General features: G+C 68.4%; 12 protein-coding genes, 1 pseudogene and 1 riboswitch. Of the genes and pseudogenes, 4 read left to right on the top strand and 9 right to left on the bottom strand.

The genetic code is table 11. The features are described 5' to 3' along the window. Positions 1-3 precede the first annotated feature (3 nt). From OHA77_RS04305 to OHA77_RS04280, 6 genes are all read right to left on the bottom strand, one after another. Positions 4-900: an aldose 1-epimerase family protein gene (locus OHA77_RS04305; RefSeq protein ID WP_406316269.1), complete on the bottom strand. Its 897-nt coding sequence runs from the start codon at positions 898-900 to the stop codon at positions 4-6. Between the two features lie 71 nt (positions 901-971). Next, positions 972-1,979 (bottom strand): LacI family DNA-binding transcriptional regulator, encoded by a 1,008-nt coding sequence (locus tag OHA77_RS04300; protein WP_326821952.1) that lies wholly within the window; start codon positions 1,977-1,979, stop codon positions 972-974. Between the two features lie 33 nt (positions 1,980-2,012). Then, the gene (locus tag OHA77_RS04295) at positions 2,013-3,437 is read right to left on the bottom strand and encodes a GH1 family beta-glucosidase (protein ID WP_406316268.1); all 1,425 of its coding nucleotides are present in this window, start codon (positions 3,435-3,437) and stop codon (positions 2,013-2,015) included. Beyond that, a complete protein-coding gene (locus tag OHA77_RS04290) occupies positions 3,434-4,315 on the bottom strand; it encodes a carbohydrate ABC transporter permease (RefSeq protein WP_406316266.1) in 882 nt (293 codons plus the stop codon). Before OHA77_RS04290 ends, OHA77_RS04295 begins: the two co-directional genes overlap by 4 nt. Beyond that, entirely contained in the window at positions 4,312-5,292 is a 981-nt protein-coding gene (locus OHA77_RS04285) for a sugar ABC transporter permease (RefSeq protein WP_326821955.1), read from the bottom strand. Before OHA77_RS04285 ends, OHA77_RS04290 begins: the two co-directional genes overlap by 4 nt. Positions 5,293-5,372: 80 nt before the next feature. After that, a complete protein-coding gene (locus tag OHA77_RS04280) occupies positions 5,373-6,725 on the bottom strand; it encodes an ABC transporter substrate-binding protein (protein ID WP_406316265.1) in 1,353 nt (450 codons plus the stop codon). 939 nt (positions 6,726-7,664) lie between these two features. On the opposite strand from OHA77_RS04280, the gene OHA77_RS04275 reads away from it, so the two are divergent. The 3 genes and pseudogenes from OHA77_RS04275 to OHA77_RS04265 form a co-directional block, all read left to right on the top strand. Beyond that, complete coding sequence (locus tag OHA77_RS04275; protein WP_406319763.1) at positions 7,665-8,690, top strand: IS30 family transposase; 1,026 nt, start codon at positions 7,665-7,667, stop codon at positions 8,688-8,690. Positions 8,691-8,775: 85 nt separating this feature from the next. Continuing rightward, a complete protein-coding gene (locus tag OHA77_RS04270; protein ID WP_406316263.1) occupies positions 8,776-9,834 on the top strand; it encodes an IS110 family transposase in 1,059 nt (352 codons plus the stop codon). Next, positions 9,835-10,005 (top strand): annotated as a pseudogene (locus OHA77_RS04265) (IS30 family transposase); the annotation flags it as partial. It abuts the gene before it with no gap. A 111-nt stretch (positions 10,006-10,116) separates the two neighbouring features. Here OHA77_RS04265 and OHA77_RS04260 read toward each other — a convergent pair. The 3 genes from OHA77_RS04260 to OHA77_RS04250 all read right to left on the bottom strand — a co-directional run bounded on the left by OHA77_RS04260 (position 10,117) and on the right by OHA77_RS04250 (position 12,800). Further along, on the bottom strand, positions 10,117-10,812 hold the full coding sequence (locus OHA77_RS04260) for a CHAP domain-containing protein (protein WP_406316261.1): 696 nt from the start codon (positions 10,810-10,812) through the stop codon (positions 10,117-10,119). A gap of 18 nt (positions 10,813-10,830) precedes the next feature. Next, positions 10,831-10,968: riboswitch (cyclic di-AMP (ydaO/yuaA leader) on the bottom strand. A gap of 365 nt (positions 10,969-11,333) precedes the next feature. Then, complete coding sequence (locus OHA77_RS04255; RefSeq protein WP_406316259.1) at positions 11,334-11,912, bottom strand: TetR/AcrR family transcriptional regulator; 579 nt, start codon at positions 11,910-11,912, stop codon at positions 11,334-11,336. A 15-nt stretch (positions 11,913-11,927) separates the two neighbouring features. Beyond that, entirely contained in the window at positions 11,928-12,800 is an 873-nt protein-coding gene (locus tag OHA77_RS04250; protein ID WP_406316258.1) for an oxidoreductase, read from the bottom strand. Positions 12,801-12,950: 150 nt separating this feature from the next. Here OHA77_RS04250 and OHA77_RS04245 point away from each other — a divergent pair, with 150 nt between their 5' ends. Beyond that, entirely contained in the window at positions 12,951-13,988 is a 1,038-nt protein-coding gene (locus OHA77_RS04245; protein WP_406316256.1) for a hypothetical protein, read from the top strand. Positions 13,989-13,995: the final 7 nt, after the last annotated feature.

Raw genomic sequence — 13,995 nt, 5'->3', positions numbered from 1 at the left:
GCCTCAGATGGGGGAGATCGTCCAGGAGGTCTCGACCTTGTCGCCGGGCTGCAGCACGATCAGGTCGGTGCCGGAGTTGAAGGCGTCCGGCGGGCAGGTCATCGGCTCGACGGCCAGCCCGCGGAAGTCGAGCACCGTCCCGGTGCACACCTGGACCCAGGGCAGCACCGAGGCGTCCCAGCGGATCTCGACCCCGCCGTCCGGACCGCTCACCCGGACCCGGACCTGTCCGTCGGCGTCCGCGAGGAGGCCGGTGTAGGCGTGGTCCACGGCGGTGTCGCCGACCGTCCGTGCGGTCGTGAAGTCGTACGGCGTGCCGGAGACGTCCTCCAGGGAGCGGGGCAGCAGCCGGTCGTCCACCAGCAGCACCCTGGACGCGGGCACGTGCAGCTCGTAGTCCTCGACCCGCTCTCCCGCCAGCAGCCACGGATGGGGGCCGCAGCCGTAGGGGGCGGGACCGTCACCGAGGTTCTCGGCGGTCAGCGTGGTGGTCAGTCCCTCGGGGGTGAGGGAGTAGAGCACCTGCAGGGCGACGGTGAACGGATAACCGGGGGACGGGGTGATCGTGTGGGCCAGCCGTACGGAGCCGTGCTCGTCCTCCACGGCCAGCCACTCCACCGCCTCCCAGTCGACCCCGGCGACCAGCCCGTGCAGGGCGTTGCCCCGGTCCTCCTCGTTCGCCACCGGCCGGTGGGTCCGGCCGTCGAAGGTGTAGGAGGCGCCGGCGATCCGGTTCGGCCAGGGGGCGAGGAGGGTGCCGCTGTAGTAGGGGATCGGCCCGTCCGCCGGCCAGCTGGGCACCAGATCGCGTTCACCGTGGCGGAGTACGCGCAGAGCGGCGGACCGCTCGGTGATCTCGGCGTGCATGGTGCCGCCGCGGAGGGTGAACGTCCGGGACACGAGGGTCCTTTCGCCGGGAGGAGATGAGTCGAACACGGTCAGATCGAAGGTGCACAGGCCGGGGGCCCCGGTTACGCGGAGGCCCGCTCGACCAGGTGGGTGTCCAGTATCACCACCGGTTGCTCCAGATGCTCGCCGTTGATGCGGGCCACGAGGAGATGGGCCATCTGGCGGCCCATCGCCTCGGTCGGCTGGTGCACGGTGGTGAGCGCGGGGGAGGAGTGCGACCCGGCGGGGGAGTCGTCGAAGCCGATCACCGCGACGTCCTCGGGGATCGCCTTGCCCTCCTCCCGCAGCACCCGGATCGCGCCCAGCGCCATCGGGTCGGAGGCGGTGAACACCGCGTCGATGCCGGAGTTCTCGGCGAGGAGCTTGCGCATGGCGACGATCCCGCTCTCCTCGCTGAAGTCGCCGTGGGCCACGATCTCGGGCAGACCGGTCGCCAGCAGCGCGTCACGGTAGCCCGCGAGCCGGTCCACGCCCACCCCCATGTCCTGCGGACCCGCGATGGTGGCGATCCGCCGCCGGCCCTTGCCCAGCAGGTATTTGACCGCCTGCCGGGCGCCCGCCCGGTTGTCCACGTCGACGTAGCTGTAGGGGGTGGGCCCGATGGGCCGGCCGCCGATGACGGTCGGCACGCCCATCGCCTCCAGCTTGCCGGGCAGCGGGTCGGCGCCGTGCAGCGAGATCAGCAGCACCCCGTCGACGTGCTGGCCGGTCAGGTAGTGCTCCAGCCGCTCATGGTCCTGCTGCGACTGGGTCATCGCCAGGATGAGTTGCAGACCGGTCTCGGAAAGGGCCGAGCCGATGCCACGGATGGTCCCGGCGAAGTAGGGTTCGTCGAAGACGCGTAACTCCGACTCCGAGACCACCAGCGCGACCGTGTCGGTGCGCCTGGTGACCAGCGCGCGGGCTGCCCTGTTCGGGACATAGCCCAGCTCCTGGATCGCCTGCTGTACGGCGTCGCGGGCCTTCTCGCTCACCTTGGGTGAGCCGTTGATGACCCGCGACACCGTGCCCCGGCCGACACCGGCCAGAGCCGCGACCGCCTCAAGCGTCGGACGACGGTCGCCGTTCATGTACATCGCCCCCATAGAGATTTCGCTGATCCCTTATTCTGCCGGACCGTTCAGGCCCCCACGCCTGATGGTCCCGGCATACCAGAGAGCGCTCTCTTTGGGAACTCTCGCCTGCGTCTCATAATCGACGTGGACCAGTCCGAACCGCTTGTCGTACCCCCACGCCCACTCGAAGTTATCCATCAGCGACCAGGCGAAGTAGCCCTCCAGCGGCACCCCCGCCTCGATCGCGGCGTGGCAGGTGCGCAGGTGGGCGGCGATGTAGTCCAGGCGTTCGCGGTCGTGCACGACGCCGTCGGCGTCCACGACGTCGTCGAAGGCCGCGCCGTTCTCGGAGATGACCAGCGGGATCCGCGGATATTCGCGGGTCAGCCGGATCAGGAGCTCGTGCAGGCCGGCGTCGTCGATCTCCCAGCCCATGGCGGTGACCGGCCGTCCGGCGCCGACGAACGACACGTGCTCGCTGCCGACCCAGGGCGACCCGCTGTCGGTGGGGGCCGCCGCCGCCGAGGCCGCGCCGCCGGGCGTTCCGGAGACGGTGAAACGGCTGTAGTAGTTGAGCAGCAGCATGTCCAGCGGGGCGGAGACGGTCTCCATGTCCCCGTCCTGGACGAACCCGCTCATCTCGCCGAGGTCCTCCAGGACGTCGGCCGGATACTCCCCCTTCAGCAGCGCGTCCAGGAAGAAGCGGTTCTGCAGGCCGTCGATCCGGCGGGCGGCGTCCCGGTCGGCCTCGGAGTCGGTCTGCGGGGTGACCGCGTAGAGGTTGACGCAGCCGCCGATCCGGGTGTCGGAACGCTGGGCCCGCATGGCCTCCACGGCCAGGCCGTGCGCGAGGAGGAGGTGGTGTGCGGCCCGCACCGATTCGGCCGGGTTGCGCCGCCCCGGGGCGTGCTCGCCGGAGGCGTATCCCAGGAACGCCGCGCACCAGGGCTCGTTGACCGTGCTCCAGTTGCGGACCCGGTCGCCGAGCGCGTCGTGTACGGCCGCCGCGTAGTCGGCGAAGCGCTTCGACGTGTCCCGTGACGGCCAGCCGCCCGCGTCCTCCAGGGTCTGTGGCAGGTCCCAGTGGTAGAGCGTCACCCACGGGTCGATGCCCCGGGAGAGCAGCTCGTCGACCAGCCGGCTGTAGAAGTCGATGCCCTTGGCGTTGATCGGGCCGCTGCCGTCGGGCTGGATCCGGGGCCAGGAGATGGAGAACCGGTATGCGCCGAGGCCGAGGTCGGCCATCATCCGCACGTCGTCGCGGTAGCGGTGGTAGTGGTCGATGGTGACATCGGCGTGCTCGCCGTTGACCACCCGGCCGGGTTGCTTGACGAAGGTGTCCCAGATGGACCGGCCGCGGCCGTCCTCGGAGACGGCGCCCTCGATCTGGTAGGCGGAGGTGGCCGCACCCCAGACGAAGTCCGTCGGGAACACCAGGTCCGGCGTCTGAATCTGCGTCTCTTGCGTGGTCACGCCTTGACCGCACCTTCCATGAGGCCGCCGACGATCTGGCGACCGAACGCGACGAAAACGATGAAGAGGGGGAGGACCGAGGCCGCCGTGCCGGTGAAGAGCATGACGTAGTCGGTGCCGTGGGCCTGGTTGAGCGCGGCGATCGAGGTCTGCACCACCGGGTTGTCCGGGTTCAGGACGATCAACGGCCACATGAACTCGTTCCAGTTCTGCATGAAGGTGAGCAGCGCCAGAACCGCCATGCCGGGCCGTACCGCGGGCAGGACGACGTTGGCGTAGATGCGCATGGTGGAGGCGCCGTCGACGCGGGCCGCCTCGACGAGCTCGTCCGGCACCGCCTGGGTGGTGTACTGGGTCATCATGAAGACCCCGAACCCGTTGACCAGGAAGGGCAGGATCACGGCCTGGATCTGACCGGTCCAGCCGAGGGTCACCATCATCTCGTAGAGCGGGACGACGCCCATCTGCTGGAGCGGGACCATCATGGTCACCAGGATCAGGCCCAGCAGGATCTTGCTGCCCCGGAACTTCAGCTTCGCGAAGGCGAAGCCGGCCAGGGTCGAGATGAGCACGACGGAGACGGTCACCGTGGTCGCCACGATGGCCGAGTTGATCAGACCGGTGGCGAAGTAGGCGTCCTCGGTGGACAGGAGCCGCTGGATGTTCTCGCCGAGGTGGCCGCCCGGCAGCAGCGGCGGCGGGGTGTCGATGGCCTCGTCGTTGGTCCGGGTGGCCATGATGAACATGTAGTAGATCGGGAAGGCCGACAGCACGAGCGCGAAGGCGAGGACCACCTTCGTCAGCGGGCCCGCGTCCCAGATGCGGTTCGGCGCGGACGCGGGGCTCTTCCGGCGCCGCCGGGCTTGGACCGCCGTCACTTTTTACCCCCGATGCGGCGAGTGAAGGAGTAGTTGATCAGCGTTCCGATGAGGATCAGCGCGAACAGCAGCCAGGCGGCCGCCGAGGCGTAGCCCATGTCGAAGTCCCGGAACGCCTCCTTGACGATGAACATGGCAACCGTCTGGTACTGGCCGGTGGCGCCGCCCGCCATCGTCGGGTTGCCCTCGAACATGACCGGTTCGGTGAACAGGGTCAGGCCGCCGATGGTGGAGATGAACACGACGAAGACGAGCGTCGGGCGCAGCATCGGGACGGTGATCTGCCAGAACTGCCGCCGGGGCGAGGCGCCGTCAAGGGAGGCGGCCTCGTAGAGGTCCTTGGGGATCGTCTGCATGGCGGCCAGCAGGATGATCGCGTTGTAGCCGGTCCAGCGCCAGTCGATCATCGTGGAGATGGCCAGCCACGCGCTCCAGCTCTGGTTCTGCCATTCGATGGCGTCGACGCCGAACAGGCCGAGGAACCAGTTGATCATGCCGTAGTCACGGCCGTAGAGCTGGGTGAAGACGACGGCGACCGCGACGACCGAGGTCACCAGTGGGAGCAGGATGCCGAGGCGGAAGAAGAGCCGGCCCCGGATGCGCTTGTTGAGGGCGTTGGAGATGACCAGCGCCAGGATGAGCTGCGGGATCGTCGAGATGACGAAGATCCCGAGCGTGTTGACCACCGCGTTCCAGAACGATCCGTCGGTGATCAGGGCGATGTAGTTGTCAAGTCCGATGAAGGACTTGTCACCGGCGAGTTCCCAGTCGTACAGGGACACCCAGAGGGTGTAGCCGAGCGGGAAGACGCCGAAGATCGCGAACAGCAGGAAGTACGGCGAGACGAGGAAATAGGGAGTCGCCCGGAGGTCGAACCTGGCGAATCCCGACCCGCCCCGTCCTGCGCTCCGGTGCCCGGAGGGCCGGCGGGGGCCGGGTCTCCGGGCCGGAGCGGGGGCGTCGACGTTCAGGGTCATCGGTCAGCCTTTCAGCGGAGGGCAGGCGACAGGCCCGGCGACGGGGTAGCCGCCGCCGGGCCCGTGCGAACGGACGGGGATCAGCCCGCTGCCTTGGTGCCGGCCTCGATGAACTTGGTCCAGGCCTCGCCGTAGGGGATGGAGCCCTTGTCCATGCCCTCCAGGACCTTCTCCGCCGCGGTCTTCACCTGGGCGTGCTTCTCACCCAGGAAGACGGGGAGCAGGTCCTTGACCGAGTCGCCGAAGATCTTGCCGGTGGGCGCGTCGCTGAAGAACTCGTTCTTCATGTCGGCCACCGCCGGGTCCTGCTGCCCGGACAGGGAGCTCGGGAAGGCCTGGGCCTCCTGGAAGGCCATGACGTGGCCCTCCTTGCCGGTGAGGTAGTTCAGGACCTCGGCGGCCTCCTTCGGGTGCTTGCTCTGCGCGGGGACCGCCAGGTAGGAGCCGCCCCAGTTGCCGGCGCCGCCGGGGACTCCGGCCACATCCCACTTGCCCTTGCCCTCGTCACCGGCGTTGCCGGAGATGACGCCGAGCATCCAGGCCGGGCAGCCCATGACGGCGAAGCCGCCCTTCTTGATCGCCGCGTTCCACTCCGGGGTGAAGGAGGCGAGTTTGGCGGTCAGGCCGGCCTCGCTGTAGGACTTCACCGTGTCGAACGAGGTCTTGATGGCCGGGTTCTTGTCGATGACGAGCTGGTTGCCGGTGTCGAAGTAGGCGATGTTGCCGTTCTTCGGGGCCTCCTGCGACAGGACCACGTTGTAGAGGGTGTTGGGCCCGTCGAGGAACTTCGGTGCGCCCTTGCCGGGGTTGGCGGCCTGGAACTTCTTGCCGGTCTCCATGAAGGAGGCCCAGTCCGGCCAGAGCTTGGTGACCTCGTCGCGCTCGCTCGGCAGGCCGGCCTTCTCCAGCAGGTCCTTGCGGTAGCACATGCCCATGCCGCCGATGTCGGTGCCGAGGGCGAAGAGCTTGCCGTCCTTGTTGATGCCGTTGTCCCACTTCGCCGCGGGGAAGTCGCTCTTGCGGCTGTCCAGCCCGTACGGTGCGAGGTCGGTGAAGAACTGCGGGCGGGCCTTCATCAGACCCATCGCGCCCTCGTCGATGCCGACGATGTCCCCGGTGCCACTGCCGGCCTGCAGCTTCTGCAGCAGCTGGGGCAGGTAGACGTCCTCGAACCGGTCGGTCAGGTTCTGGTACTTGACCTGGATGTTCGGGTGCGCCGCGTTCCACGTCTCCACGGCCTTCTTGTAGCCGAAGTTCGCGCCGCCGCCGAAGGTGTGCACGGTGATGGTCACCGGCTCGGCGGCGGCCGCGGAGCCGGTGCCGCCGGCCGAAGGCGTGGCGGAATCACTCGAACCGCAGGAAGTGATCGCCAGGGCGGTGGCCGCCATCACCGTGACCGCGGCGAGCTTGCCATGCCGCTTGCTGTTCAACATTACGGACCCCTCTCAGGTGGTCGTCCGAATCGATGGGAGGTGACATCGCGCATCGGTCCCCGACAAACGCGGTGCGCGATGGGGTAGATCCCGCAAAAAGTTTTGGGAGCGCTCCCACGAAGAGTGGACGATAGGCAACCAGGACGTCAATATGCCGAAACTCAACCGTTACATCTGGCCTGTCAGTGGGGGATTAACGGCATCACACCTCGCAAACCTCTCAGAAAGGTTTTTGGGAGCGCTCCCATCACACAGTGACATACTGTGACATTCGGCGCGGCAGAGCCGCTGTCCCGGAAAGCGGGCGCCCGGTGGTTCCGGACAGCGGGATCTCGTACGGCGCGGGGCCGGATGCCGGAAAGGGCCCCGCCGAGGGCGGGTTCATGTGGTCGTCGCAACACCTCGATCTGAGGAGTTGCGACGACCATGTCGTTGTCGGAGGGGTCATCGCGTGAGTGCGATGAGTTGTTGAGGCTGATCGATGCCGGGGTTTCGGTGCGGTCCGCAGCGACGGCGTTGGGCTTGCCGAGTTCGCGTGCGTATGCGATCTCGCGGGCGGGTGGTCGGGGGACGGGGCGTGCCAAGACCGTGGTGACCGACGAGCATCGCCGGCGGGTGCTCGCGGTCTTCGCGGAGTCGGGGAGCGTCAACCGGGCGGCGATCGCCGCTGGGCTGAGTCATGGGACTGCCCGGCGGATCCTGGTCAGTGCCGGGGTGATGGCGGCCGAGGCGAAGCCTGCGGGTAAGGAAGCGGCTAAGCGGCGGTTCCTGGAGCTGATCGGGCAGGGTTGGCCATCGGCGCGGGCCGCGCGGGAGGTGGGCGTACATCCACGCACCGGACGGGACTGGCGCAGGGGTGTCCGCAAGTCCAGCGACACACGGGTCTATCCCGACGGCACGGTCGTGGACTCGGGCTCGGGCACCCGCTACAAGGTTTCCATGATCGATCCTGTCGAGGCCGAGGTTCATAGCCGGTATCTGTCGCAGGTCGACCGGCTGGCGATCGCCGACGGGTTGATCAACAAGCAGACGGTCACCGAGATCGCCGAGGAGATCGGCAAGCACAAGTCGACGGTCTCGCGTGAGATCGCTCGGCGCTCGCTCGAGGGTGTCTACCTGCCGCACCGGGCTCACCGGGCTCACCGGGCCGCTGCCGCCGCGCGGGCCCGTCCCAAGACCTGCAAGCTGGTCGACCATAGAGTGTTGCGTGAGCAGGTCGAACAAGGTCTGGAACGGAAGTTGTCTCCCGAGCAGATCTCCCACAGGCTCGTCAAGGACTTCCCCGATGACGAGAGCATGCGCGTGAGCCACGAGACGATCTACCAAGCCCTGTATTTTCAGGCCCGCGGCGGCCTCAAACGCGAGGTTCAAAAAGCGTTGCGGACCGGCAGGGCCCGCCGCAAACCGCAACGCCAGCCAGGGCAGCGGCAGCATCGGTTCGTCGAGGAGATGGTGATGATCGCCGACCGGCCCGCCGAGGTCGAAGACCGTGCCGTGCCCGGCCACTGGGAGGGCGACCTGATCATCGGCGCGAACAACCGGTCCGCGATCGCCACCCTGGTCGAGCGGACCACCCGCTACACCATGCTGGTGCACCTGCCCCATGGCCATGACGCCGAGCAGGTCCGCGACGGACTGATCCAGACGATGTCGACCCTGCCGACCCACCTACGCGGGTCACTGACCTGGGACCAGGGCTGCGAGATGGCCCGGCACAAGCAGTTCACCATGGCCACCGACATGGCCGTCTACTTCTGCGACCCACACTCGCCCTGGCAGCGCGGCACCAACGAGAACACCTATTGGTGCAGGGTGGGTCGCGCGGGGCTTCTTCGACGGGAGATGCTCCGATCGGGCCGTTGGGTGACTCGGAGAACACGTGCCGAAAGGCTTTCCGTTGATCTGTCCACGACGGCCCGCAGGGCGAGAGCCCTGACCGGGAGTGACTTGATAGAAGCCTGCTGAGCCGTCAACTCGCAATAGGTCTGTCCCCCGGCCAGGGCCCTCGCGGTCTGTCCCGTCCCATGACAGCAGAGGAGAGGACGACTCGATGGTGACCGTGGGGATCGACCCGCACAAGCACGTCCACGTCGCAGTGGCCGTCGGTGCCGACGGCAGACGGATCGGCAAGCCACTGACCGTCAAAAACGACGCATTCGTGATCACCGCTCTGTTGAAGTGGATCCGGTCGATCACCGACGGCACGCCCGTCACCTGGGCCATCGAGGACGGCCGTGGGTTCGCTCGCCGCTTGGCCGACGGCCTGCTGCTCGCCGGCCACGAGGTGGTCTGGGTTCCCACCCGCCTGACGGCCGCCCACCGCAAACTACACGCCGCCACCGGCTCCAAGTCAGACCTCATCGACGCCGCCGCGGCCGCCCACGCCGCTATCGCCACCCCGGGCCTGGATCGCCACCGCATCGACGAGCGCGTGCGTGAGCTGCGTGTCCTGGTCGACTACCGTGCTGATCTCGTCAAGCGCCGCACCATGGTGATCAACCAGCTCAAGGCGCACCTGCACGTCTGGCTCGACCACACGCCGGGCGATCTCGCCCGCCCCAAGGGCCTGACCTCGCTGACCACGCTGCTGGACGCCGCACGGCTGGGCATGCACGTCCACCGGACGCTCACCGACATGACCACTGAGATAGCCGATCTCAACCGACGCGTCCGCGACCTTGAGATCACGATCAGGGAACTCGTCACCCCGCTGGCACCCAGACTGTTGGAGATCACCGGGATCAGCCACATCTCCGCGGCGGTTCTGATCGCGGAGATCGGTGACATCACCCGCTTTGCCAGCTCGGCCAAGCTCGCCCGCTACACCGGCTGCGCTCCGATCCCGGTCTACTCCTCAGCCCAAGAACGCCATCGCCTCCACCGAGGCGGCAACCGCCGCCTCAACAGCGTGATTTACACCGCGGCCATCGTGCAGAAACGCTTCTACCCCGCTGCACAACAACTCCTGTCCCGTCACGAACCCACCAAAGGCGCCCGCGGGGCCCGCCGGATCCTTCAGCGTCACCTCATCGACGTCATCCACCGAGCGATGACCGACGATCGAGCAACCTGGCAGCACCAGATCACCCGCCACCAGCTCGCCGCTTGACATAGAAGCATCAACGGCCTGCTCCGGCAGTACTTCCCCAAAAGCACCGATCTGAGCGTCTACGGGCCCGAGGACATCGAACACGTCGCCCAAGAACTCAACGGCCGCCCACGCAAAACGCTCGACTGGGACACCCCAGCCGAGCGCTTGCGTGATCTACTTACTGCCTAACACCAGCGGTGTTGCGACGACCCCTTGAAACCGCCATGAGCCGGGCCCCTTTCGGTGCCGGTGGGTCCGCCGGACCGGAGTCGGGCGACCGTGGTGTGCGGCGCCGGAGGATCAGCCGCTGTAGACCGGGTAGCCGTAGCCGACGACCTGGGAGGTGGGCCGGACGCGCGCCTCGACCTTGCCGTTGCCGGTGTTGCCTTCGATCGTGCTGATCGTGCCGTCGCCGTTGTCCTTCTTCACGAAGCCGACGTGATCGATCCCGTCGATGCTCTTGCCGCCCTGCCAGTCGTAGAACACGACGGCGCCGGGCTTGGCGACGGTGCCCCAGTGTCCGTTGTTCTTGAACCACTGGGCGTAGGTGACGGTGTAGGCGTCCCAGCCGACGGTGGGCCGGATGCCGGCCTGGTCGCCGACCCAGGAGACGAACATCGCGCACCAGGAGGCGTTGGCGTAGGCCTGCGGGTTGCCGCCGTCACGGGCGACGGTCTCCTGGGCTCGCGGGGAGGACACGTACCAGGACTGGAACTTCGTTCCGCCGCCCTGGGCGTTCTCCGAGACGCCGATCTGGCTCGCGGCGATGTCCAGGACCTTCGCGGCGGTGACCTTGGGCAGGCGCTCGGCCTGAAGCTCGAGGGGAGACTTGACGGTCTTGACGACCTCTGCCGGGGGAGCGCTCAACGGGCTCTGCCCGGGGGCCTCTGCCAGGGCCGCGGGAGCCGCGAGGGTGCCGGCGCCGACGAGGATGGATGCCCCGAGAAGGACGTGGGCCAGGTTGCGGGACTTGGGAGTGAGGCGGTTTGTGGCCATGAGGGGAGAACTCCTTGCTTCGCTTCTCATGCCGCCTACCGGGTTAGCTGACGGGTTCGGGCTGGGAAGTGCCCTACGGCGCGCGAAAGCGCCGATTCACCCCAAAAAAGTGGTTCCCCGGTTCCGCGAGACCCGCGGATTCGGCGGCCGTGTCCATCGAGCGGAGTCATCCGCTCAGAGGGAGCACGGACGGGCAATGGTGACGCATAGACCTTGATGGACTTGGACGTTCACCAGGGATGACTAGAAGCTACGCGAAAAGGACAAACGATTACAAGTAGGGCACATTGCCCTGGCTTGGGAATAAGCCCGAATCGAGGGGGTGGGCTTGGCATGCCCCAAAGATCGACAACTCCGCGCCGGCGGCTCGGCCGGAGCCGGGAACGCCTGCGGGTAAGGCGTTTTCGGCCGACGGGGGCGCCGCAGGGCCGGGGGGCCGCACCCGCTTCGCCCCACGGTTTCGCCATCATCGTAGATCTTTTGGATGATGGCCGCTTTACCTGCGAAAACGCTCGGTTCGATCATCGTCTGGGCTCGGTCCAGGCATGGATCAGCGGCAGCAGCACCCGGTCGACCGTGTCCGCGACGAAGGACTCGTCCAGCGGCTTGCCGACGATGAGCAGCCGGTGCCAGACCAGGGCCTCGGTGACCGTTCTGATTTCGCCGGGATCGGCCCTCCCCGGCAGTTCGCCCCGGTCGCGGGCGCGGTCGAGGAGCGGGGTGGTGCCGGTGATGTCGGGGCGCGGCACGTGCTCACGCAGGGCGGCCGCCAGTTCGGGAGTGGTGAGCAGGGCCGGGAGCAGCCCGAAGACCAGGCCGTGCTGCTGCTCCAGGGTCCGGCAGAATCCGCCCACCACCGCCACGAGGTCACCGCGCATCGACCCGGTGTCGGGCGGCGGTGCGACGCCGATCTCCAGGTGGTTGCGGACCAGATCCACCACCAGGGCCTCCTTGCCCGGCCAGCGACGGTAGATCGTGGCCTTGCTCGCACTGGCGCGCCTGGCGATCTGATCGACGGACATGCGCTCGAAACCGACCTCGGAGAGCAGTTCCATGGTCGCGTCGAGAATCGCGCGCTCTCGTCTGGGGTCGAGACGCAAGGTGGCTCCGATGGGCTACGAGTGTTGGGTGAGCGCCTCGAATCGTACGCCTGTGAGCTCCTCCGACGTCTCCCACAGCCGCCGGGCGACCGTCTCGTCCAGCGCCTTGGGGGAGAGGGTCAGCGTCTTCGGGCCGGGGCCGATGAACCGGCCTCCGGTCACCTCGGGAGAGGTGGCGGCGTAGAGGGAGGGGGCCGCGCCCTTGTCCGGAGGTTGGAGCACCAGCCGGATGAGGGCGTTGACCGGTCCGGTGAGCACACCCGTCTTCACGATGCCGGTGGCGGTCGCGCCGGGGTGGGTGGCGACGCTGAGCAGCCGTCCCCCCGCCCGGCGCTGCAGTTCCAGGGTGAACAGCAGGTTGGCGAGCTTCGACCTGCCGTAGGCCGAGAACCGGCGGTAGCGGCGTTCCAGGCCCAGATCGTCGAAGTCGATCCTTCCCAGGCTGTAGGCGTCGCTGGAGACCGTGACGACCCGGGAGCCCGGTCCGGCGAGCAGTCGCGGCAGCAGCAGCCCGGTCAGCGCGAAGTGCCCCAGGTGGTTGGTGCCGAACTGCATCTCGAAGCCGTCGGCGGTGGTCCGCCGGGGGATCATGCCGACCCCCGCATTGTTGATCAACAGGTTGACGGGCCCGTCGAAGGCGGCGGCGAACGCCCGTACCGAGCTCAGGTCGGCCAGGTCCAGCCGTTGTAGTTCGATCCGCGCGTTCGGCGCGGCCGACCGGATCGCGCTTCGCACCGTCTCGCCCTTGGCGAGGTCCCGTACGGCCATCACGACCCGGGCGCCGTGCCGGGCCAGGTGCAGGGCGGTGGGGACCCCGATGCCGCCTCCGGCGCCGGTGACCACCGCGGTGGAGCCGGTCAGGTCGGGGATGTCGTTCGGAGTCCACATGATGTGCTCCTCTGCAGCATGGGCCAAGTGTACGAAACCGTTCCGTACACCACGGTAAGCCGTTCCCCGCGGGAAACGCAAGCGGGTGTACTCGCCTGTTCACCCGCAGTTCCCGGGCGCGTAAGCCGCCCCGGTTACGGTGAGGCCGTCGTGAACGGGTCATCGCCCGGCGTGGAGGACGGCCGAGACCACGCGCGGGAGCAGAGTTCGGCCGTCGCATGGGTGGAGTCACCGCTGCAGTTGCTCTGCGCCGTGGAGGCCTGTCACGCCGGGCTGCTCGGCGCGCACGCCAGGGTGGTGCCCCGCGCGGGGCTGCGCCCGCTCGCTGTCACCCGCCGCGAGATCTCCCGGCTGGACCTTCCTCCGGGGCTGGAGCTGGCCACGCCCGAGCCCGGGATGCCCAGGCCCCGCCGGGGCGTGACCTGGACGGTCGGCGACGCGTTCTCCGGAAAGGTCCAGGCGGGCCTGCTCACCGCGCTGCCCGGCCGGATCGTGATCGTCGACGACGGACTGGCCACCGTCAAGCTCCTGGAACTGCTCGCCGGACGGATCTGGACACCGCTGCTCCGGGCCCGTGCCACCGCCGGTCCGCTGCGGACCGTCCTCGGCACGGCCGCCGGCCTGCGACTGCGCGCCGCCGCCCGATCCGGCCGGCTGTCGGTCTTCACGGCCATGCCCGTCCCCGGCGAGCTGGCGCGGGCCGTACGGGACAGGGGAGCGGAGCTGGTCACCCACGACTTTGCCTGGCTGCGGTCGCAGCCCCTGCGCGGACCCCGTCCCGAGGAGCGCACCGTCGTCCTCGGCACCTCGCTGGTCCGCAACGGCCTGATCCACCGCGATCCCTATCTCACCTGGCTGGCCGGACTCGGCTCGTCCGAGCCGGTGGCCTACTTCCCGCACCGCCGGGAGGATCCCCATGACCTCGCCCAGGTCGGTCGACAGCCCGGGATCACCGTCTACGACGGCGGGATCCCCGCCGAGATGACCCTGCGAGGGCTGGCCGCCGGGCAGCGGGTGCTGAGCCTGCCGTCCACGGCGGTCACCTCCCTGCGGGTCCTGCTCTCGGCCCGGGGCGTCGCCGTGGAGACGGTGGACGTCCCCGACGGGTGGTGGACCGCCCGGGCGGTCCCCTCACTCCGTTCCCATCTGTCGATGTCCACCCATCACGACACTGGAGTCACAGGTTGAAGGTCCT

Source organism: Streptosporangium sp. NBC_01639 (genome assembly GCF_045209755.1).
Classification (GTDB): domain Bacteria; phylum Actinomycetota; class Actinomycetes; order Streptosporangiales; family Streptosporangiaceae; genus Streptosporangium.
This window is presented reverse-complemented; position numbering and strand designations above follow the sequence as displayed.

What these genes read in the sequence shown, in the direction of transcription:
- OHA77_RS04300 (WP_326821952.1), bottom strand. Translation starts at nt 1,979, where the DNA reads ATGAACGGCGACCGTCGTCCGACGCTTGAGGCGGTCGCGGCTCTGGCC.
- OHA77_RS04285 (WP_326821955.1), bottom strand. Translation starts at nt 5,292, where the DNA reads ATGACCCTGAACGTCGACGCCCCCGCTCCGGCCCGGAGACCCGGCCCC.
- OHA77_RS04280 (WP_406316265.1), bottom strand. Translation starts at nt 6,725, where the DNA reads ATGTTGAACAGCAAGCGGCATGGCAAGCTCGCCGCGGTCACGGTGATG.
- OHA77_RS04275 (WP_406319763.1), top strand. Translation starts at nt 7,665, where the DNA reads ATGATCGATCCTGTCGAGGCCGAGGTTCATAGCCGGTATCTGTCGCAG.
- OHA77_RS04270 (WP_406316263.1), top strand. Translation starts at nt 8,776, where the DNA reads ATGGTGACCGTGGGGATCGACCCGCACAAGCACGTCCACGTCGCAGTG.
- OHA77_RS04260 (WP_406316261.1), bottom strand. Translation starts at nt 10,812, where the DNA reads ATGGCCACAAACCGCCTCACTCCCAAGTCCCGCAACCTGGCCCACGTC.
- OHA77_RS04250 (WP_406316258.1), bottom strand. Translation starts at nt 12,800, where the DNA reads ATGTGGACTCCGAACGACATCCCCGACCTGACCGGCTCCACCGCGGTG.